Source organism: Paracoccus sp. NSM (assembly GCF_052379855.1).
Taxonomy (GTDB): Bacteria; Pseudomonadota; Alphaproteobacteria; order Rhodobacterales; family Rhodobacteraceae; genus Paracoccus.
In genome coordinates this window covers 176,647-197,142 of the sequence record NZ_JBQTCG010000005.1, presented here as the reverse complement: position 1 = coordinate 197,142, position 20,496 = coordinate 176,647, and the positions used below count along the sequence as shown (strand labels likewise).

Genomic DNA, 20,496 nt, shown 5'->3' with positions numbered 1-20,496 from the left:
TTCGGTCGCTGATCAGGACGAGGCCAGCCAGGCGTTGAAACGCTCGGTCAGTTCGGTGTCGTGATCGGCCCAGAATTCCGGGTTGTCCATCACGGCGTTCTCAAGCGCCTCGGGGCTGGTGGGCATGTGCGGCGCCATCTCGGTCACGCCATCCTGATAAAGACCGACCAGTTCGGCCGAGGACCGGCGCGCCGGGCCATAGGCGATGTATTTCGCCTGATCCGCCAGACGTTGCGTGTCGGTGGCGAATTTCAGGTATTGCAGCGCCGCATCCATGTTCGGGGCGTCCTTCGGGATCACGAACATGTCCATGTCCATGTATTGCCCGTCCCAGATCACCTCGAAGGGTTTGTTCTCGGCCACCATCGCGTCGAAGATGCGGCCGTTATAGACGGTGGTCATGGTGACTTCGCCATCGGCCAGAAGTTGCACGGGCTGGGCGCCGGCCTCCCACCAGACGACGTCGGACTTGATCGTGTCCAGCTTGGCGAATGCGCGCTCGACGCCCTCGTCGGTGCCCAGCACGTCATAGATGTCGGCCGCGGGGACGCCATCGGCGATCAGCGCCAGATAGAGCGTGCGCTTGGGGTTGCGCGGCAGGCCGCGCTTGCCGGGGAAGTCGGCGGTGTTGAAGAAATCGGCCGCCGACTGCGGCTGGGCGCCCTCGTCGAACTTGGTCGTGTCGAACGAGATGACCGTGCCCCAGACGATGTTTGCGACGGCGCAATCCAGCAGCGCCCCCTCGACAAAGTCATCGACGGCGGGGGTCCCGTCCGGCGCGGGCGGCAGGGCGGCGTGGTCGATCTCGATCAGGGCGCCCTCGTCGCACAGCCGGATCGCATCGGAAACCTCGACGTCGAAGACATCGGCGGTCACGTTGCCGGCCTCGACCTGCGCTTTCAGCGGCGTGGCCGGGTTGTCGGCGGCGATCATGTTCACGCGGATGCCGGTCTCGGCGGTGAAGGGCTTGTTATAGGCCTCGACCTGGCTCATCTCGTAGGCGCCGCCCCAGGAGACGACGTTCACTTCCTGCGCGGAAGCGGCGAAGGCCATGCCGGTCAGAGCGGTGGAGAGGATCAGAGTGGTTTTCACGTTTTGACTCCCAGTTGAAATGCCGCGGGCTTTGCCCGTCCTGTCATTGTCCGGGGCGCATCCAGCTCGCCCCGGAAAGGGTCGGTCAGACCGGGTCCAGCGCGCGGGCATCCTGGGGATGCCAGCCGATGCGGATGGTCTGGCCGGGATCGAGCCTTGTCTGGCCGATCGTGTTGCGCATCTTCATCACGAAGTTGTCGCTGCCCGCGACGGCCAGCCGGGCACGAAGGATGTCGCCCATATAGATGACCTCAAGAACCTTCGCCTCGATCGTGTGGGCGCCGGGGGGCATCATCTCGGGCTTGAACTCGACCCGTTCGGGCCGGATCGAGACCGTCGTGCGCTGGCCCCGCTCGCGGATGTTCACGGGCGTGGCGTCGATCACGCCGCCGCCATCCAGCCGCACCAGGGCCTTGTCGCCGTCCAGTTCCTCGATCACGCCGGGAAGGGCGTTGTTCTCGCCGATGAAGCTGGCGACAAAGCTGTTCTCGGGGCGTTCGTAAAGCGCGGCGGGCGGGGCAAGCTGCTGGATGCGGCCATCGTTGAAGACCGCGATCCGGTCGGACATGGTCAGCGCCTCGCCCTGATCATGGGTCACATAGACGACGGTGATTCCAAGTCTTTCGTGCAAGTGCTTGATTTCGAACTGCATATGTTCGCGCAACTGCTTGTCCAGCGCGCCGAGCGGTTCGTCCATCAGCACCAGCTCGGGATCAAAGACCAGCGCGCGGGCCAGTGCGATGCGCTGCTGCTGGCCGCCCGAAAGCTGCGCCGGGCGGCGATTGATGAAGGCACCCATCTGCACCATGTCCAGCGCCCGCTTGACCCGCGTCTCGCGCTCGGACTTGGCCATGCCGCGGACTTCCAGCGGAAAGGACAGGTTCTCGCCCACGGTCATGTGCGGAAACAGCGCGTAGTTCTGGAACACCATGCCGATGCCGCGCTTGTGGGGCGGCACCTGGTTGATCGGGCGTCCGGCCAGCCGGATCTCGCCATGGGTGGCGGTCTCGAAACCGGCAAGCATCATCAGGCAGGTCGTCTTGCCCGAGCCCGAGGGCCCCAGCATGGTCAGAAATTCGCCCTTGCCGATGGAAAGGTTCAGGTCTTTGACGACAAGTGTCTGGCCGTCATAGCTTTTTTGCACATGCTCAAAGGCGACGAATGCGTCGCCAAGGCGGTCGTCCAGCAAAAGCGCTCTCCCTGCGTTTATATGGTTATTCAGCGCCACGTCAGGTTAGACGCGGCTTTCGCAGGGTTGCAAGAATGTTTGCGACAATCTGGAAAATAAATACGCCTCCGACCCGTGATGGTCGGAGGCAGAATTTCCTGCGCATTTAGAGGGCAAAGCCTGTCTCAATCCGGACGGCGCGGCCCCTTGCGGTGCGGCTTGGCCGCGCGGGGCTTGGCCCATGCGGCGGCCTTGGCAGGCCCACGGGGCTTCGCATCGGCGCGCGGCTCGTCATGGCTGCGGGCCGCGCGAGGCTTGCCCTTGAAGGCGGGCTTGTCGAAGCTGCGCGGCGGACGGGGCGCGCGCGGGGCGCCGCCCGAGGGCGCGTCCAGATCCGGCGCGCCCTGCATCCGGCGCATGGTCAGTTCGTCGGTGATCTGCGATTCGGCGCCAAAGCGGTGCGCCTCGGATGCCGCGATCTGCACATAGCTGACATCGTGGCGGATGCGGATGGCGCCGATCGCCTCGCGGCCGATGCCGCCCGCGTCACAGATCTTGGGCAGCAGCCAGCGCGGCTCGGCGCGGCCGGTATGGCCGACCGACAGGCTGAACCAGACGGCATCCTCGAACCCGCCCAGATCGCGCGGCGCCTGGCTGCGCGGGGCACCCGGAACGGCGGCGTCGGACAATTCCTCGGGCGCCGGGCGCCCCTCGCGCCACAGCGCGACGAAAGCCTGCGCGACCTGCGCGGGGCCAAAACGCTCCAGCAGCGCCGAGGCCAGGGCCGCATTATCCTCGTCGCCGGTCTGGGTCAGCGAGGCGTGATCCATCAGGCGGCGGTCATCCTCGGCCCGGACCTCGTCGGCCGAGGGCGCACCGCCCCATTCGGCGGTGATACGGGCATTCTGCAGCAGGCGTTGGGCGCGCTTGTATTCGGCGGGCGGCACGATCAGCGCCGAGACGCCCTTGGCACCGGCCCGGCCGGTGCGGCCCGAACGGTGCAGCAGCGTTTCCGGGTTGGTGGGCAGATCGGCATGGATCACCAGTTCCAGCCCCGGCAGGTCGATCCCGCGCGCGGCCACGTCGGTGGCGATGCAGACCCGCGCGCGCCCGTCGCGCAGGGCCTGCAGCGCGTGGTTGCGTTCGGTCTGGCTGAGTTCGCCGGACATCGCCACGGCCTTGAAGCCGCGGTTCGACATGCGCGCCAGCAGGTGGCTGACATTCGCACGGGTCTTGCAGAAGATGATCGCCGTGCGCGCGTCATGCAGGCGCAACAGGTTGAAGATCGCGGGCTCGCGGTCGCGCGCAGCGACGGAATAGGCGCGATAGGCGATGTCGCCGTGCTGGCGCGCTTCGCCCATGGCGGCGATCCGCAGCGCGTCGCGCTGGAAATCGCAGGCCAGTTTCTCGATCGCGGGGGGCACGGTGGCCGAGAACATCAGCGTGCGACGTTCCGCCGGAGCGGCGGCCAGGATGAATTCCAGATCCTCGCGGAAGCCCAGATCCAGCATCTCGTCGGCCTCGTCCAGAACGGCGGCGCGCAGCGCGGTCAGGTCAAGGCTGCCGCGTTCGATATGGTCGCGCAGGCGGCCCGGCGTGCCGACGACGATCTGCGCGCCACGCGCCAGCGCGCGGCGTTCGTTGCGGTAATCCATGCCGCCGACGCAGGTGGCGATCTGCGCACCGGTCGAGGCATAGAGCCATTCCAGCTCGCGCGCGACCTGCAAGGCCAGTTCGCGGGTCGGCGCGATGGCCAGCGCCAGCGGCAATTCGCCCTCGGGCAGGCGGTCGCCGGTCAAAAGGTCCGCACCGATGGCGAGGCCAAAGGCCACCGTCTTGCCCGAGCCGGTCTGCGCCGAGACCAGCAGGTCGCGGCCTGCGACCTCGGGGGCCAGAACCGAGGTTTGAACGGCGGTCAGGCTGTCATAGCCCTTGCCCGCCAGCGCCGCCTGAAGCGGTGCGGGGATGTTGTGATCTGTCATGGTCTTCGCCAGAAAGGGGGTGCATTACCCGATGAGCGGCACCCCTTTTCCGTAGGGTCGGCCCGGCAACCTTGCACCGGGCGCCTCGAAGCTGCAGCGCCAAAGTCAGACCCAATAGAGAGGTCGGCGGGGAAAGTCCACCCCGCGCGCGCCTGCCCCTGCGTCAGGCCTCGATCCGGACCGGGATGCCCTTGTAGGCGGGCGTCCCCGAGGCCAGATCATGCCGGTCCAGCGGCGCCAGCACGTTCAGTTCCGGGTAATAACCCGCCACCGCCCCGCGCGGCAGGTCATATGGCACCACCCGCAGCCCTTGGACGCGGCGGTCCACCCCGTCATCGCTGTCGGTGACCAGCGCGACCAGATCGTCGGGCTTCAGCCCGGCCGCGACCATGTCTGCGGGCGCCATCATCACGACCATCCGCCCCTCGATCCCGCGCAGCCGGTCCGACATGCCGTAGATCGTGGTGTTGAACTGGTCATTCGAGCGCAGCGTGATCAGCCGGAAGGGCGCATCAACCCCGCGCGCAAGGCCGGTCGCGTCCAGTCCCGCGGGGATGGTGAACTGCGCCTTGCCGGTCTCGGTCTGCCAGTCGCGTTCGCGGGCGGGATTGCCGCGATAGAAGCCGCCGGGCTGGTTCATCCGCGCCTCGTAATTGCCGAATTCGTCGGGCCAGACGGCCTCGATCGCCTTGCGGATCAGCGCGTAATTGCCGCGCCATGCGCGCCAGGGCAGGCGCGGGTTCGGGTCCAGCACCGCATCGGCCAGAGTGGCGACGATGGCGGTCTCGGACCACAGATGCGGGCTGGCCGGGTCGCGCCGGCCGATCGAGCCGTAGATATGGCTGAAACTATCCTCGACCGAGACCTGCTGGCTGCCGCTGTCCTGCAGGTCGGTTTCGGCGCGCACCAGACAGGGCAGCAGCCAGGATTGCCGCCCCGGTGCCAGGTGCGTGCGGTTCAGCCGCGTCGCCACATGGACCGTCATCGGAATGTCGCGCCATGCGGCCATCACGCGGGGTTGGTCCGGCACAGCGCGCGCCAGATTGCCGCCAAGGCCGATATAGGCCTCGACCTCGCCTGCAAGCGCCGCCTGACAGAAGGCCAGCGTATTCCAGCCCACTTCCTCGGGTGGGTCGATGTCGAACAGCGCACGCAGCCGGTCATGGGGTGCCAGTTCGGGCTTTTCCGTGATGCCGACAGTGCGCTGGCCCTGCACGTTCGAATGGCCGCGCACCGGCGAGACCCCTGCCCCCTTGCGCCCGATATTGCCGCGCAGCAGCATCAGGTTCACCAGCGCGCCGATGGAATCCGATCCGTGGACATGCTGCGTCAGGCCCATGCCATAGATCCCCATCACGGCCTTGGCGCGGGCATAGACGCGGCCCGCCTCCTCCATCTGGGCGCGCGACAGGCCGCTGACCTCCTCAAGATCGGCCCAGGGGGTTGCCTCGACCCAGGCCATCCAGTCTTCAAGACCGTGACAATGTTCGCGCAGGAAGTCGTGGTCGAGGATGCCGCCCTCGTCACGCTCCATCGCCAGAACGTGCTTGGCCACGCCCGTCAGGGCCGCGATGTCGCCGCCGGGATGGGGCTGGAAATAGAGATCCGCAATCTGCGTCCGCCGCCCGATGGTCATCTGCACCGGGCGCTGCGGGTTGGTGAATTCCAGGAGCCCCTTTTCGCGCAAAGGGTTGAAGGCCACGATGGTGCAGCCGCGTTCGACGGCCTTTTGCAGCGGATGCAGGATGCGCGGGCTGTTCGTGCCGGGGTTCTGCCCGACATAGAAGATCGCGTCGCAATGCTCGAAATCCTCAAGCACGCAGGTGCCCACCGGCGAGCCGATCACCTGTTTCAGACCGACCGAGGTCGTCTCGTGGCACATGTTCGAACTGTCGGGCAGGTTCATATGGCCATAGGCCCGCGCGAACAGGCCGAACAGGAACGAGGGTTCCAGCGCCGCCTTGCCCGAGACATAAAAGCACGTCTTCTTCGGATCGACCGCGCGCAGATGGCCCGCAATGGCGGTGATCGCCTCGTCCCAGCTTGCCGCGACATAGCGGTCGCTTTCGGCGTCATAGCGCATCGGGTGGGTCAGGCGGCCCAGCATTTCCAGATCGTGGTCAGACCAGGTCGCAAGCTCGGTGACGCTGTGGCGCGCCATCACCTCGGGGGTGCAGGTTTCGGTGGTCAGATCCCAGATCGTGGCCTTGGCGCCGTTCTCGCAGAACTCGGCCGGATGGGGGTTCGGCGGCTTGGCCCAGGCGCAAGAGGAACACATGTATCCCCCCGGCTTGTTCTGCCGTGCCAGCGTGATGGCGACGCCCGGATCGGGATGGGCCGCGCGCCCGACCTGCGCCATGCCCCGCATCGAGCCCCAGCCGCCGACGGGTCCGTCATAGCCTGCGGGTTCGGGCAATCTGTCGTCGGTCCGGTCGTCGGTCCTGTCATGGGGCATTGGGGGCCTCTTGCGGTCGGGTTTCCGGCTCAACCGCAAGGGGCCGTCATTGTTCCTGCCGCGTCAGGCGGTGACGGTGATCGCCACCTCTGCATCGGGGAATTGCGGGTGTCGCGCGGTGACGCGGATCGTGCCCGGCTCGCCGGTCAGGCGCAGGATCATTCCGGCCCGGCCACCCTGCAGCGGGCGCAGGTCCGGGCCGATCAGCCGTGCAGGCCCCTCGACCGAGACCTGCACCACGCCGGGCAGAAAGGGCAGCCGGTTCCCCGCCTGATCCAGCGCGCGGATGATCACGCGCAGGTCGATATCGGCATCCGCCGGCAGCGCCTCGCGGTCGGGCGCGATCTGCAAGGTGGTGGGCAGCGGATCGGCCACATAATCGCGCACCGCAACCGGCTGGCCGTCCAGCCAGCCAGTGATGCGGCCCGGATGCCAGCTCATCCCCCAGAGGCCCAGTTCCGCGGCGCCGATATGGCGGTGGTCGATGATGATCGGCGGATGCGGCAGATGCGGGAACCGCTCGCGGTCGGGGCCGACGCGGCGGGTGACGCCCGCGCATTCGAACTCGACCCCGTCGCAATTGGTCAGGATGATCAGCGGCAGGACGCCGCCGATGTTGCGTTCGCCCCGCGCCCAGAAGGTCACGGGCTCCATCACGATGCCTTCCGAGGGCGGCTTCTGGCTGGCGTAAGCATGGGCCGCGAATTTCGGCTCTCGCCAGATGTCCATGACGCCGTGATGGCAGATGCGGTCGCCCGCGCCGAAATCCTTGTGCGTGTTGTAATCGAACATGCACCAGCCGATCGACCCCGCGATGCCCGCATCGCCATGGGCGGCGTTCAGCACCTCCAGGTGGCGGATCACATGCTCCATCTGGCGCAGTTCGGGATCGCCCGCCTTGGTCGGGAACATATGGCCGTTATATTCGGTGACCAGATAGGGGACGGGTTTCTTGATCCCCGTCACCTCGGCGGGCGTGCGCAGGGCGGTGCGGGGCCGGTTGATCAGCGGCAGCTCGGATTCGTCCAGGATGAAATCGTTCATCGTATAGACATCCTCCAGCATCTCGCTGTCGGTGATGTAGCGCACGCCGCCAGTCGCGCGCGTCGGGTCCAGTTCCCGCGCCAGCGCGTTGGTGCGGACATAGAAGTCGTGATTGTCCTGGCTTTCGTTGATCCTGACGCCCCAGATCACGATGCTGGGATGGTTCCAGTCGCGGGTGATCATGGCGCGGACGTTCTCCACGCTGCGGTCCTGCCACGCGCTGTCCCCGATATGCTGCCAGCCGGGGATCTCCTCAAAGACCAGGAGGCCGATCTCGTCGCATCGGTCCAGGAACCACTTGCTTTGGGGATAATGCGAGGTCCGCACGATGTTGCAGCCCAGATCATGGCGCAGGATCTCGGCGTCACGCTCCTGCGCGTGGCGGCCTGCCGCATAGCCCTGATGCGCCCAAGCCTGATGCCGGTTCAGCCCGCGCAGCTTCATCGGCTGGCCGTTCAGCAGAAAGCCCTGCGGCGTCCATTCCGCGGTGCGGAAGCCGAAGCGATGCGTGGTCACGTCGCCGCTGTCGGGCAGGGTCAGCTCGACCGTGTAAAGCTGCGGGTTTTCGGTGGACCACAGCGACAGGCCGGTCAGGCCCGACAGGGTCAGCTCACCCTCGCCTTCGGTGGCGGCAATCTCGCGGTCGCCGTCCAGCAGGCGGGCGCGGACCGGGCCGGGGGCGGTGACCGCGGGGCGGATCACGACCGTTTTCGTCTCCGACAGCGCGTCGGGCGTCAGGATGCGCGCATTGGTCAGGTGCCGTTCGGGCAGCACCATCAGCCAGACATCGCGATAGATGCCCGCATAGGTCAGATAGTCGATCTGCGCGCCGAAGGGCGGGATGGCGGGGTTTTCCGACCCGTCGATCCGCACCGTCACCCGATTGTCGCCGGGGCGCAGATGGTCGGTCAGATCGGCGACGAAGGGCGTATAGCCGTCGGGATGGGCCACGACCTGCACACCGTTCACCCAGACCACATTGTCGGCCATGGCCCCGTCGAACCGCAGCTGCACCCGGCGGCCCGCCCATGCCTCATCCCACGCGATCACGCGCTGATAGGTGAAGGCCCGCTGATAGCAGGTCTCGTCGAAATAGGTCAGCGGCAGATCGACCGCGTTATGCGGCAGCGTGACCGACGCGCCAGACAGCGGCGTGGCAGGGTCGGCGGCGCCTTCGGCAAAGATCCAGCCATGGTTCAGTTTCTGGGTCATCCGCATGTTCACCACTCCGCAAAGCTGCCGTCGGCATGGCGCCAGACGGGGTTGCGCCAGCGGTGCCCTTGGGCGGCCATCTGGCGGACCTTGTCCTCGTTCACCTCGATGCCCAGACCCGGTCCCTGCGGGATCGCGACGAAGCCGTCGTCATAGGCAAAGACCGACGGGTCGGTCAGATAGTCCAACAGGTCGCTGCCCTGGTTGTAATGGATGCCAAGCGACTGTTCCTGGATGAAGGCGTTGTAGCAGACCGCGTCCAGCTGCAGGTTGGCGGCCAGCGCAATGGGCCCAAGCGGGCAGTGCAGCGCCAGGGCCACGTCATGCGCCTCGGCCATGGCGGCGATGCGATAGGTCTCGGTGATGCCGCCCGCATGGCTGGGATCGGGCTGGATGATATCGACATAGCCGCCCTGAAGGACCCCTTTGAAATCCCACCGGGAATAGAGACGTTCCCCGAGCGCGATCGGGGTCGAACAATGGTTGGCGATCTCGCGCAGCGCCTCGGCATGTTCCGACAGGACGGGTTCCTCGATGAACATCAGGCGGAAGGGCTCCAGTTCACGCGCCAGAACCTTGGCCATCGGGCGATGCACCCGGCCGTGGAAATCGATGCCGATGCCGAAATCGGGGCCCATCTCCTCACGGATGGCCTGGACGCGCTCCAGGACCTGATCGACCTTGGCGTGGCTGTCAACGAACTGCATTTCCTCGGTGCCGTTCATCTTGACGGCGGTGAAGCCCCGGTCGCCGCAATCGCGCGCCATCCGCGCCGTATCGCCCGGACGGTCGCCGCCGATCCAGCTATAGACGCGGATGCGGTCGCGCTGCTGCCCGCCCAGCAGGGCATGGACCGGCACGCCCAGATCCTTGCCCTTGATGTCCCACAGCGCCTGATCGATTCCCGCGATGGCCGACATGTGGATGCCGCCGCCGCGATAGAAGCCCGCGCGATACATCACCGTCCAGTGGTCCTGGATCAGGCGCGGGTCGCGACCGATCAGGTAATCCGACAGCTCCTCGACGCAGGTGGCGACGGATGCGGCGCGGCCCTCCAGCACGGGTTCGCCCCAACCGCTGATGCCCTCATCCGTGCTGATCTTGACGAAGCACCAGCGGGGCGGAACGATGAAGGTCTCGATGGCGGTGATTTTCATATCAGTCCTCGAAAGCGGGGGCGGCGTGCTGGCGGCCCGTCAGGAAGGCATCGGCGACCAGACGCAGCGGCGCCAGATCGCAATCGCTGTCACCCGCCGCGACCAGATCGCGGAAGCGGGCATAGAGGCGGGCATATTCGCGGTTCTCTCCCACGGTCTGGATGCCCGGCGCGGTGAAGCGCGCGCCGCCTTCGGAAAGCGTGGCCGCGCCTGCATCGGTGTCGAAGGCGATCCGCCAGACCTCGTCCCCGGTCACGCGCCAGTCGAAATGGGCGGCGATGGGGTGGCCCGCCTCCAGCACCAGATCGGCAGCGATGGGGGTCTGGCGGTTCGCGGGAATGTGCAGGTCGGCATCGACCAGCCGCACGCCGGGGATCAGCGCGGTCAGGATCGACAGCGCGTTGATACCGGGGTCGAAAACGCCAAGGCCGCCGGGCTGCCAGATCCACTCCTGCCCCGGATGCCATTTGCGCACATCTTCGCACCAGTCGATGCGGACGGCACGGATGCGGGTCGTGGCCAGCCAGTCGCGGGCGGTATCGACCGCCGCCGCCTCGCGCGAGTGCCAGGTGGCGTGGATCGTGACGCCCTGCCGCGCGGCCTCGGCCTCAAGGACCGCCATTTCCGACAGGGTCGCGCCGGGGGGTTTCTCCAGCATCAGGTGGCGGCCTGCGCGCAGCACCGCCATGGCCTGATCGAACCGCCCCTGCGGCGGGGTGCACAGCGACACCGCGTCCACATCACCCAGCATCTGCGTCACGTCGCGGTGGTTGGCGACGCCCGGATGCGTGGCGTTGCGGCTGGCGATGGCGGTCAAGGTCAGGCCGTCCGTCGCGGCGATGGCGGGCAGGTGCTGGGCGCGCGCGATGGTGCCAAGGCCCACAAGTCCGATCCTCAGGCTCATCTCAGGCGCTGCCCGGTCTCGGCGTCGAAGAAAAAGGCGTTGGCCGGATCAAAGGTCAGACCGACGCTGCCGCCGCCCGCGGGGTCCAGTCGCTGCCCGGTTTGCACGATCAGCTTTTCGCCCGAGGGCGCGCGCAGATGGGCGAAGGTCGTGCCGCCCAGATTCTCGGCCAATTCCACCCGGAAGGGGCCGTCGCCCGACAGGTTCAGCGCGTCCGGGCGCAGGCCGATCTCGACCGCGCGGCCATCGGTCAGGGCCGGGCTTGTCGCAGGCAGGGCAACGGCGAAGGCCGGGGTCACGACCTGCCCGCCCTGCACGCGACCGGCCACGAAATTCATCGCCGGGCTGCCGATGAAGCCCGCGACAAAGCGGTTGTCGGGGTCGTCGTAAAGCTGCATCGGGCTGCCGACCTGCTCGATCCGGCCGGCGCGCAGCACGACGATCTTGTCGGCCATGGTCATCGCCTCGACCTGATCATGGGTGACATAGATCATCGTGGCCTTGATCTCGCGGTGCAGGCGCGCGATCTCGGCGCGCATCTCGACGCGCAATTCGGCATCGAGGTTCGACAGAGGCTCGTCGAACAGGAACACTTTGGGGCCGCGCACGATGGCGCGACCGATGGCCACGCGCTGACGCTGACCGCCCGACAGGGCGGCGGGCTTGCGATCCAGCAGCGGCTCCAGCTTGAGGATACGCGCGGCCTCGGTCACCTTGGCGGCGATCTCGGCCTTTGGGTGGCCGTTCATCTTCAGCCCGAAGCCCATGTTCTGCGCGACCGTCATGTGGGGATAAAGCGCATAGGTCTGGAACACCATCGCCACGCCCCGGTCGGCGGGTTCGGCATCGGTGACGTCCTGATCCTCGATCAGGATCTGGCCGCCGGTCGTTTCCTCAAGCCCCGCGATCATCCGCAAAAGTGTGGACTTGCCGCAGCCCGAAGGCCCGACGAACACGCAGAATTCGCCCTGTTCGATGGCAAGATCGACGCCGTGGATGACCCGGACGGGGCCGAATTCCTTGGTGACGCGGTTCAACTGGACGCCGGACATGGCAACCTCATGACTTGATTTCGGGAAAGCGCCACGCCTCGGCGGCGGCGGCAATGCGTGCAGCGGCGCCCGTCACCGGCCCGACCAACGCCAGAAGCTGGTCGCGGCTGGTGGCGGCGGTAGTCGTCGTGACCGAGATCGCGCCGAGGATGCGGCCCGACCCCGACAGGATCGGGGCGGCGATGCAGGCGATGCCGGTCTCGTGTTCCTCGTCGTCCAGCGCATAGCCGCGCTGGCGGATCACGGCCAATTCGGCGCGCAGGGCATCCGGCGTGGTCAGGGTGTTCGGCGTATGGGCGTGAAAGGATTGCCGGTCGATGGCGGCGGCCAGCCGGTCCTCGGGCAGGTGGGCCAGCATCGCCTTGCCGACGCCGGTGCAATAGGCCGGGCCCACCTTGCCCGATTGCGAGAACATTTCGACCGGCTGGCGGGCATTGCGCTTGTCCACGTAAAGGACCGCGCCATTGTCCAGCTGCGCCAGATGGACGGTCTGGCCAAGCGTCTCGGCCAGTTCGTCCAGCACCTCGCGCGCGATGGGCGCCAGCGAGGATTGCGCCCAGGCCGAATGGGCCAGCCGCACCAGCCGCATGCCGGGCGCATAGGTCTGCCGGTCCTCGTCGAAGGCCAGCATGTCCTGATGCGTCAGCGCCTGCAGAAAGCGATACAGCGTCGCCTTGGGCAGGCCCGCCACGGGCAGGATTTCGGCAAAGCGGACCGGGCGGCCAAAGCCCGCCACAAGGTCCAGAACGGCCAGCGTCCGCCCCACCGTCCCGTCAGACGCCTCGCGCCCCTGCATGGCCATGCCTCCTCATCCACCATGTTGACAGGCTAAGTGATTCGCCACATAGTTTCAATATTCAAAACTTGGTTTCATTATTTGGAACCAGCAAGGGAGGAGAGAATGGCACTTCACGGAAAGGCACTGGCGCTTGCGGCGCTGATGTGCAGCGCGGCGCCGGCCATGGCCGAGCAGCGCGTGCTGACCTTCAACAGCAACGCCTCGGACCCCGCGCCCCGCGCGATGTTCGAACAGCTTGCCGCCGATTTCATGGCCGAGAACCCCGACATCCGGGTCGAGATCAACACCTTCGATCACGAGGGCTACAAGACCGCGATCCGCAACTTCCTGACCGCCGATCCGCCCGATCTGATCACCTGGTTCGCGGGCAACCGCATGAAGCCCTTTGTCGATGCGGGGCAGTTGCTGGATGTCTCGGATGTCTGGGAAGAGAACGGGCTGAAAGACAGCCTGGGGTCCACGCTGTCCTCGATGACCTTCGACGACAAGCAATGGGGCGTGCCCTACACCTATTACCAGTGGGGCATCTACTACAACAAAGAGGCCTACGCGACCGCAGGCGTCGAGCCCGCGACCGACTGGGAAGGCTTCATCGCCAATTGCGCCGCCTTCAAGGAGGCCGGGATCGACTGCCTGACCACCGGGTCCAAGGCGCTGTGGCCGGTGGCGGGGATCTTCGATTACCTGTCGCTGCGCACCAATGGCTATGACTGGCACATGCAGCTGACGAACGGGGAAATCCCCTGGACGGATGACAGCGTGCGCGCGGTCTTTGCCGAATGGGCCAAGATCCTGCCCTACACGACCGCGAACCACGCCGCGATCGACTGGCAGGACGCGGTGGCCAATATCGTGCAGGGCCGCGCGGCGCATTACGTCATGGGCAATTTCGCGGTCGCGGCCTTCCGTGACGGCGGCATGACGGACGAGACGCTCGGCTTCATGTCCTTCCCCACGATCAACCCGGACATCCCGCGCGCCGAAGAGGCTCCGACCGATTCGATGCATATTCCGGCCGGCGCGAAGAACCCCGATGACGCCAAGCTGTTCCTGGCCTTCCTGGCGCGTGCCGACGTGCAGACCAAGATGAACGAGGCTCTGGGCCAGCTGCCCGTGAACGCCGAGGCCAGCGTGGGCGACGATCCGTTCCTGCAAGCGGGCTTCGAGATGCTGTCCACCGCCGAAGGCGGCATCGCGCAGTTCTTCGACCGCGACGCCCCCGCCGAGATGGCCAAGGCTGGGATGGAGGGCTTCCAGGAGTTCATGGTCCGCCCCGAGCGTCTGGACGCGATCCTCGACCGGCTGGAGCGTCAGCGCCAGCGCATCTACGCCGCCGCCCAGTAACGGCGGCACGCGGGGCGGGCGGCCTCCCTGCCCGCCCCGCCATCCCTTTCGACCCTGTCACCGGAGCGCGCCATGACCGCCCTGCCCGACACCCAGGCGCCGACCGCGCCGCGCAAGCGCTCTCGCAGGCGCTCTCTGACCCCCTGGCTGTTTCTGGCGCCGGGCATGGCGATGTTTGCGGTCTATGTCCTCATTCCCATCGTCCAGTCGGTCTGGGTCTCGTTCCATGACTGGGACGGGCTGGGCCAGATGCGCTGGATCGGCACCGCCAATTACAGCGAATTGTGGTGGGACGACGCTTTCTATACCAGCCTCAGGAACAACGTCATCTGGCTGGCGCTTTACATGCTGGCCGTGCCTCTGGGGCTGATGATCGCGCTGTTCCTGAACCAGACCGTGCGCGGCATCCGCATCTACAAGTCGCTGTTCTTCTTTCCCTTCGTCATCTCTCAGGTGGTCGTGGGTCTGATCTTTTCCTGGTTCTACGCGCCGGGCTTCGGGCTGTTCTACGCGCTGATCGAGTGGCTCACCGGCTCGGGCGTGGCGCTGCTGGCGGACGAGCGCTACGTGACCTACGGCATCATCGCGGCGGGCCTCTGGCCGCAGATCGCCTATTGCATGATCCTCTATCTGACCGGGCTGAACGCGGTGGCCCCCGACCAGATCGAGGCCGCACGGCTGGACGGTGCCAAGGGCTGGCGGATGCTGTGGCATGTGGTGCTGCCGCAGCTGCGCCCGGCGACCTTCATCGCGGTGGTGGTGACGGTGATCGGCGCGCTGCGCAGCTTCGATCTGGTCAGCATCATGACCTCGGGCGGGCCGTTCGGGTCGTCGCGGGTTCTGTCCTATTACATGTATGAACAGGCGCTGTCGGAATACGGCTACCGCATGGGTTACGGCGCCGCCATCGCGGTCGTGCTGTTCGGCATCATGATGATCTTCATCTCGGGCTTCATCTGGAAGATGTGGCGCGACGAGAAAGGGCTGTAACGCCATGTTCCCCCGCCCCATCCAGACCATGTCCCCCACGGCGCAGCGCCTCTATCGCGTGGCGCTGCCGGTGATGCTTGTCCTGTGGCTGCTGCCGCTTCTGGGCGTCGCCATGACCTCGATCCGGCCCTCGTCGGATCTGGCGCAGGGCAATTACTTCGGCATGCCCTCGCGGCTGGCCTTCGAGAATTACCTTGATGTGTTCCGCAACTCGCCCATCGCGCAATATCTGTGGAACAGCTTCCGCATCACGATTCCCGTGGTGATCGGCGCGGTGGCCCTGTCCTGCCTGACGGGCTTTGCGCTGGCGGTCTACAAGTTCCGCCTGTCGCTGGTCGTGTTCTTCATGTTCGTCGCGGGCAATTTCGTGCCGTTCCAGATCCTGATGGTGCCGGTGCGCGACCTGACGGTGAATCTGGGCCTCTACAACACAATCTCGGGGCTGGCGCTGTTCCACATCGCGTTCCAGACGGGGTTCTGTACGCTCTTCATGCGGAACTTCATCAAGGCCCTGCCGCGCGAGTTGATCGAGGCAGCCCGCGTCGAGGGCGTCACCGAATGGCAGATCTTCTGGCATATCGTCCTGCCGCTGGTCCGGCCCGCCATCGCCGCCCTGTCGGTGCTGGTCTTCACCTTCGTCTGGAACGATTACTTCTGGGCGATGGTTCTGACCCAGGGCGCGGGAACGCAGCCGATCACAGCGGGGCTGAACAGCCTGAACGGCCAATGGATCGCGGCCTGGCATCTGGTCAGCGCGGGTTCGATCCTGGCGGCCCTGCCCCCGGTGCTGATGTTCTTCCTGATGCAGCGCCATTTCATCGCCGGTCTGACGCTCGGAGCCGTGAAATGACCTTCTGGAGGATCGACACACCCGCGCAGACGCTGGTCCTTGGCACCGATGGCGGCATGGCGTCCTGCCATTACTGGGGTGCGCCCCTGCCTGCGGATGCAGACCTTGCCGCGCTGGTCGCGGCGGGGACGGGCGGGATCACCGGCGGCATGCTGGACGCGCTGCCGCCTTTGTCGCTGATCCCCGAGGCGCGGCGCAGCTTTCCCGGCCAGCCGGGGCTGGTCGCCTATCAGGACGGCGCGCCGCTTGAACCGGAATGGCGCTTCGAGGGCGCCGATCAAGGCGAGGCGCTGACGCTGCGCCACACCGCGCCCGGCCTGCGGCTGGAGATCACCGCCCGCGCGATGGATCACGGGCTGATCGCGCTGTCGGTGCGGCTGTCCTCGGACGCGGCGCTGACGCTGCACCATCTGGCGCTGGCCCTGCCCGTTCCGCCGCACCTGTCGCACCTGACCGAACTGGCCGGCCGCTGGACGCGCGAATTCCAGCCCGTCACCAGCGCGCTGGATCACGGCGCGCGGCTGCGCGATGCGCGCACCGGCCGGTCGGGCCACGAACACCCGCCGCATCTGTGGCTGACCGCGCCCGGCACGACCAACACCACCGGCGAGGCCGTGGCCCTGCATTACGGCTGGTCGGGCGGCCACCGGATGCTGGTCGAGACCCTGCCCGAGGGGCGCCGCCAGATCCAGCTTGGCCATTGCGCAGGCTCGGAACGCGCCCCCGGCACCGCGTTTGCGACCGCCGAGATCTGGCTGGCGCGCGGCGATCAGGGCCTCAACAGCATCTCGGTCCCCTTTCAGCGCGCGATCCGCGACCGCCTGCCCCCCGCGCGCCAGCCCCGCCCCGTCCATTACAACGGGTGGGAGGCGATCTATTTCCGCCACGATCCCGCCGAACTGGCCCAGATCGCCGAACGCGCCGCAGCCCTTGGCGCGGAACGCTTCGTGCTGGACGATGGCTGGTTCGGGCGACGCGACGACGACACGTCCTCGCTTGGCGATTGGGTGATCGACCCGCGCAAGCACCCGCAGGGCTTCGGGCCGCTGATCGACAAGGTCCACGCGCTTGGCATGCGCTTCGGCCTGTGGTTCGAGCCAGAGATGGTCAACGAAAACAGCGATCTCTGCCGCGCGCATCCCGATTGGGTGCTGGGACCGGCGGATCAGATCAGGGGCCGCAACCAGCTGCATCTGGACCTGTCGCGGCAGGATGTGGGCGATTATCTCTTCGACCGGATCAGCGCGATCCTGACGGCGTGGGACATCGACTACGTCAAATGGGACCATAACCGCCTGACGCCCTGGCCCGATGCGGCACAGACGCGGGGCGTCTATGCGCTGCTGGACCGGCTGCGCGCGGCGCATCCGGCGGTGGAATGGGAAAGCTGCGCCTCGGGCGGGGGGCGGATCGATGCGGGCATCCTGACGCGCTGCGCCCGCGTCTGGCTGTCCGACAGCAATGACGCGCTGGAGCGGCTGCGCATCCAGCACCACGCCGCCTGCCTGCTTCCCGCCTGCGCCACCGGCAGCCATGTCGGCCCGCGCGCGTGCCACACATCCGGGCGCATCCTGCCGATGACGCTGCGCGCCTGGACGGCGGCACAGCGCCATATGGGATTCGAGATGGACCCGCGCGAACTGACCGGGGACGAGGCGGCGACCCTGACCCGCGTCACCGCCTGGTGGAAGGCCAATCGCGGCTGGACGCAGGCGGGCGACATCTGGCGCCTCGACCGGCCAGACGGTGCGCTGGCCGAAATGCAGCTGGCTGCCGACGGATCGCGACTGGTGATCTTCGCCGCCCAGATCGAGACGCAGACCGCCCTGCAACCGCCCCCCCTGCGACTGACCGCTTTGGACCCCTCTGCCCGCTACAGGCTGCGGATGATCGAACGGCCCTGCGGGCATCCGGCCTCGGCCACGGCGATCACGCGAGGCGAGGTCGTGCTGGACGGTGCCAGCCTGATGGCACAGGGGCTTGCGCTGCCCCCCGCCTTCCCCCAGACCGTCGCCGTCATCGAAGGAGAGCGCCTGTGACCGATCAGAGGATGGACTGGATCGCGGCGGATTGGGGCACGACCAATCTGCGGCTCTGGGCGATGGCGGGGGACCGGGTCGTCGAAAGCCGCCAGTCGGATCAGGGCATGGCGGGTCTGGCGCCCGACGCCTTTGCCCCGGCCTTGGCCAAGGCCACGCAGGGCTGGCCCGAGGTGCCGGTCATCGCCTGCGGCATGGTCGGGTCGCGCCAGGGCTGGATCGAGGCGCCCTATGCGCCGGTTCCCTGCCCCGCCCGCCCGCGCGTGGTCCAGGCCCCGGGCGCAGGCCGTCCCGTCCATGTCATCTGCGGCGTCCGGCAGGACCAGCCCGCCGATGTGATGCGCGGCGAGGAAACCCAGATCGCGGGCCTGCTGGCCGTGCATCCCGATTTCGACGGTATCGCCTGCCTGCCCGGCACGCATAGCAAATGGGTCCGCATCTCGGCGGGGGAAATCTGCAATTTCAAGACCTTCCTGACGGGCGAGCTGTTCGGCCTGCTGTCCGGGCAATCGGTGCTGCGCCATTCGCTTGCGGGCGAGGGTTGCGATCCGGCAGTCTTTGCGGCCGCGGTCGATCAGGCCATGACGCGGCCAGCGCAGGGCTATGCGGGCCTCTTTCAGATCCGGGCCGAGACGCTCTTGGCGGGGCTGGACCCGTCCGTCGCGCGGGCGCGGCTGTCCGGCACGCTGATCGGCTGGGAACTGGCCGCCGCGAAACCCTGGTGGTTGGGCCATCAGGTCACGATCATCGGCGCGCCCGCGCTGTCGGCGCTTTACGCGCAGGCGCTTCAGGCACAGGGCGCGCCGGTCACGCAGGTCACGGCCGAAGATGCGACCCTCGCCGGTCTGAACGCCGCCCGCAAGGAATTGAAGGTCACGACATGAGCCGCCCCCTGATCGCCATTCTGCGCGGGATCACCCCGCCCGAGGCCCTGCCCGTCGCCGAGACACTGATCGAGGCCGGGATCACCCGGCTGGAAGTGCCGCTGAACTCTCCGGCGGCGATGGACAGCATCGCGGCCATGCTGGGCGCGTTTGGCGACCGCGCGATGATCGGCGCCGGGACCGTCCTGCGCGTCCCCGAGGTCGAGGCACTGGTCGCCATCGGCGCGCGGCTGGTCGTCTCGCCCAATTGCAACCCGGCCGTGATCGCGGCGACGGTGGCGGCGGGGATGGAAAGCTGGCCGGGCGTGATGACCCCGACCGAGGCCTTTGCCGCGCTGGATGCGGGGGCCACGGGGTTGAAGCTGTTTCCGGGCGAGCTGATCGGCCCTGCGGGTCTGCGCGCGATGCGCGCGGTTCTGCCGAAAGAGACTGCGCTGTTCGCGGTGGGTGGCGTCTCGGCGCAGAATATGGGCGAATGGTGGCAGGCGGGGGCTTCGGGCTTCGGCATCGGCTCGGCGCTCTACAAGCCCGGCGATGACTCGGCGGTGGTCGCGGCCAAGGCGCAGGCGCTGGTGCAGGCCTTCGACCGCGCCGCGGGCAAGGGAGTGATGGCATGATCTTCGACGAGACGACCTGCACCCTGGGCGAGGGCGCGCTGTGGCATTCGGATCGCGGCGCGCTGATCTGGTTCGACATCCTCGAAAAGCGGATGCACATGAAGGCACCGGGCGGCGCCTTGCAGGTCTGGGATTTCCCCGATCACGTCTCGGCGGCGGGGATCGTGGACCGCGACCGGCTGATCGTTGCCTCGTCGCGCGCGCTGATGCTGTTCGACCTGCGCGATGGCAGCCACCGCGATCTGGTGCCGCTGGAGGCCGACAACACGGTCACGCGCAGCAATGACGGGCGCGCCGATCCGCAGGGCGGGTTCTGGATCGGCACGATGGGGCTTGATGCCGAACCCGGCGCGGGCGCGATCTGGCGCTATTACCGGGGCGAACTGCGGCGCCTGTTCGGTGGCATCACGATCACCAACGCGATCTGTTTCTCGCCCGACGGGCGCAAGGCGCATTTCGCGGATACCGCCGAGGGCATCATCAACCGCGTGGCGCTGGACGATCAGGGCTGGCCGCTGAGCGAGCCGGTCCCCTTCATCGACCTGACAGCCGAAGGGCTGAACCCAGATGGCGCGGTGATCGACGCCGAAGGCTTTCTGTGGTCGGCACAATGGGGCGCGTCGCGCGTGGCCCGCTACGATACCGAGGGTCGTTTCATCGATGAGGTCACGTTCCCCGCAAGCCAGATCTCGTGCCCGGCCTTTGGCGGGGCGGATCTGCGGACGCTCTACGCGACCTCGGCGCGGGTCGATCTGGAAACGCCGCGCCGCGAGGATGGCATGACCTTCGCCGCCGATCTGGATGTCGCGGGCCAGCCCGAGCATCGCGTCATCATCGACTGAGCGCAGGCCGCCAACGAAAATCGCCCGGCCCCCGCTGCCCTTTTCGGGCGCATGGGGACCGGGCG

15 protein-coding genes and 1 pseudogene are annotated in these 20,496 nt (G+C 67.3%); 7 read left to right on the top strand and 9 right to left on the bottom strand.

The features are described 5' to 3' along the window. Positions 1 to 12 precede the first annotated feature (12 nt). From ACTZWU_RS10635 to ACTZWU_RS10595, 9 genes and pseudogenes are all read right to left on the bottom strand, one after another. On the bottom strand, positions 13 to 1,092 hold the full coding sequence (locus ACTZWU_RS10635; protein ID WP_444737327.1) for an ABC transporter substrate-binding protein: 1,080 nt from the start codon (positions 1,090 to 1,092) through the stop codon (positions 13 to 15). Positions 1,093 to 1,177: 85 nt separating this feature from the next. Beyond that, complete coding sequence (locus tag ACTZWU_RS10630; protein ID WP_444737326.1) at positions 1,178 to 2,281, bottom strand: ABC transporter ATP-binding protein; 1,104 nt, start codon at positions 2,279 to 2,281, stop codon at positions 1,178 to 1,180. Positions 2,282 to 2,529: 248 nt separating this feature from the next. After that, positions 2,530 to 4,242: pseudogene (locus tag ACTZWU_RS10625) on the bottom strand (DEAD/DEAH box helicase); the annotation flags it as partial. A 163-nt stretch (positions 4,243 to 4,405) separates the two neighbouring features. After that, complete coding sequence (locus ACTZWU_RS10620; protein WP_444737325.1) at positions 4,406 to 6,697, bottom strand: FdhF/YdeP family oxidoreductase; 2,292 nt, start codon at positions 6,695 to 6,697, stop codon at positions 4,406 to 4,408. Positions 6,698 to 6,760: 63 nt separating this feature from the next. Then, the gene (locus ACTZWU_RS10615) at positions 6,761 to 8,953 is read right to left on the bottom strand and encodes a glycoside hydrolase family 2 protein (RefSeq protein ID WP_444737324.1); all 2,193 of its coding nucleotides are present in this window, start codon (positions 8,951 to 8,953) and stop codon (positions 6,761 to 6,763) included. Between the two features lie 8 nt (positions 8,954 to 8,961). Continuing rightward, positions 8,962 to 10,110, bottom strand: coding sequence for a galactonate dehydratase (dgoD, locus tag ACTZWU_RS10610; RefSeq protein WP_444737323.1), 1,149 nt, complete (start codon positions 10,108 to 10,110; stop codon positions 8,962 to 8,964). 1 nt (position 10,111) lies between these two features. Beyond that, complete coding sequence (locus tag ACTZWU_RS10605; protein WP_444737322.1) at positions 10,112 to 11,014, bottom strand: Gfo/Idh/MocA family protein; 903 nt, start codon at positions 11,012 to 11,014, stop codon at positions 10,112 to 10,114. Beyond that, a complete protein-coding gene (locus ACTZWU_RS10600) occupies positions 11,011 to 12,066 on the bottom strand; it encodes an ABC transporter ATP-binding protein (protein WP_444737321.1) in 1,056 nt (351 codons plus the stop codon). The genes ACTZWU_RS10605 and ACTZWU_RS10600 overlap by 4 nt, the downstream gene beginning before the upstream one ends. A gap of 7 nt (positions 12,067 to 12,073) precedes the next feature. After that, positions 12,074 to 12,862 carry an IclR family transcriptional regulator gene (locus ACTZWU_RS10595; RefSeq protein ID WP_444737367.1) on the bottom strand — a complete coding sequence of 263 codons (789 nt, stop codon included), beginning with the start codon at positions 12,860 to 12,862 and terminating at the stop codon, positions 12,074 to 12,076. 105 nt (positions 12,863 to 12,967) lie between these two features. On the opposite strand from ACTZWU_RS10595, the gene ACTZWU_RS10590 reads away from it, so the two are divergent. From ACTZWU_RS10590 to ACTZWU_RS10560, 7 genes are all read left to right on the top strand, one after another. Continuing rightward, positions 12,968 to 14,209 (top strand): ABC transporter substrate-binding protein, encoded by a 1,242-nt coding sequence (locus ACTZWU_RS10590; RefSeq protein WP_444737320.1) that lies wholly within the window; start codon positions 12,968 to 12,970, stop codon positions 14,207 to 14,209. A 72-nt stretch (positions 14,210 to 14,281) separates the two neighbouring features. Beyond that, positions 14,282 to 15,199 (top strand): carbohydrate ABC transporter permease, encoded by a 918-nt coding sequence (locus tag ACTZWU_RS10585; RefSeq protein WP_444737319.1) that lies wholly within the window; start codon positions 14,282 to 14,284, stop codon positions 15,197 to 15,199. A gap of 4 nt (positions 15,200 to 15,203) precedes the next feature. Then, the gene (locus tag ACTZWU_RS10580; protein ID WP_444737318.1) at positions 15,204 to 16,049 is read left to right on the top strand and encodes a carbohydrate ABC transporter permease; all 846 of its coding nucleotides are present in this window, start codon (positions 15,204 to 15,206) and stop codon (positions 16,047 to 16,049) included. After that, complete coding sequence (locus ACTZWU_RS10575; protein WP_444737317.1) at positions 16,046 to 18,088, top strand: alpha-galactosidase; 2,043 nt, start codon at positions 16,046 to 16,048, stop codon at positions 18,086 to 18,088. Before ACTZWU_RS10580 ends, ACTZWU_RS10575 begins: the two co-directional genes overlap by 4 nt. Continuing rightward, on the top strand, positions 18,085 to 18,972 hold the full coding sequence (locus ACTZWU_RS10570) for a 2-dehydro-3-deoxygalactonokinase (protein WP_444737316.1): 888 nt from the start codon (positions 18,085 to 18,087) through the stop codon (positions 18,970 to 18,972). The genes ACTZWU_RS10575 and ACTZWU_RS10570 overlap by 4 nt, the downstream gene beginning before the upstream one ends. Beyond that, positions 18,969 to 19,589 carry a 2-dehydro-3-deoxy-6-phosphogalactonate aldolase gene (locus ACTZWU_RS10565; RefSeq protein ID WP_444737315.1) on the top strand — a complete coding sequence of 207 codons (621 nt, stop codon included), beginning with the start codon at positions 18,969 to 18,971 and terminating at the stop codon, positions 19,587 to 19,589. The genes ACTZWU_RS10570 and ACTZWU_RS10565 overlap by 4 nt, the downstream gene beginning before the upstream one ends. Beyond that, entirely contained in the window at positions 19,586 to 20,431 is an 846-nt protein-coding gene (locus ACTZWU_RS10560; RefSeq protein WP_444737314.1) for an SMP-30/gluconolactonase/LRE family protein, read from the top strand. Before ACTZWU_RS10565 ends, ACTZWU_RS10560 begins: the two co-directional genes overlap by 4 nt. The last annotated feature ends 65 nt before the right edge of the window (positions 20,432 to 20,496 follow it).

Excerpts from the sequence above, each read along its gene's own strand:
- ACTZWU_RS10620 (WP_444737325.1), bottom strand. The coding sequence starts at position 6,697 with ATGCCCCATGACAGGACCGACGACCGGACCGACGACAGATTGCCCGAA.
- ACTZWU_RS10580 (WP_444737318.1), top strand. The coding sequence starts at position 15,204 with ATGTTCCCCCGCCCCATCCAGACCATGTCCCCCACGGCGCAGCGCCTC.
- ACTZWU_RS10615 (WP_444737324.1), bottom strand. The coding sequence starts at position 8,953 with ATGACCCAGAAACTGAACCATGGCTGGATCTTTGCCGAAGGCGCCGCC.
- ACTZWU_RS10605 (WP_444737322.1), bottom strand. The coding sequence starts at position 11,014 with ATGAGCCTGAGGATCGGACTTGTGGGCCTTGGCACCATCGCGCGCGCC.
- ACTZWU_RS10595 (WP_444737367.1), bottom strand. The coding sequence starts at position 12,862 with ATGCAGGGGCGCGAGGCGTCTGACGGGACGGTGGGGCGGACGCTGGCC.
- ACTZWU_RS10575 (WP_444737317.1), top strand. The coding sequence starts at position 16,046 with ATGACCTTCTGGAGGATCGACACACCCGCGCAGACGCTGGTCCTTGGC.
- ACTZWU_RS10590 (WP_444737320.1), top strand. The coding sequence starts at position 12,968 with ATGGCACTTCACGGAAAGGCACTGGCGCTTGCGGCGCTGATGTGCAGC.
- ACTZWU_RS10585 (WP_444737319.1), top strand. The coding sequence starts at position 14,282 with ATGACCGCCCTGCCCGACACCCAGGCGCCGACCGCGCCGCGCAAGCGC.
- ACTZWU_RS10600 (WP_444737321.1), bottom strand. The coding sequence starts at position 12,066 with ATGTCCGGCGTCCAGTTGAACCGCGTCACCAAGGAATTCGGCCCCGTC.
- ACTZWU_RS10560 (WP_444737314.1), top strand. The coding sequence starts at position 19,586 with ATGATCTTCGACGAGACGACCTGCACCCTGGGCGAGGGCGCGCTGTGG.
- ACTZWU_RS10565 (WP_444737315.1), top strand. The coding sequence starts at position 18,969 with ATGAGCCGCCCCCTGATCGCCATTCTGCGCGGGATCACCCCGCCCGAG.
- dgoD (WP_444737323.1), bottom strand. The coding sequence starts at position 10,110 with ATGAAAATCACCGCCATCGAGACCTTCATCGTTCCGCCCCGCTGGTGC.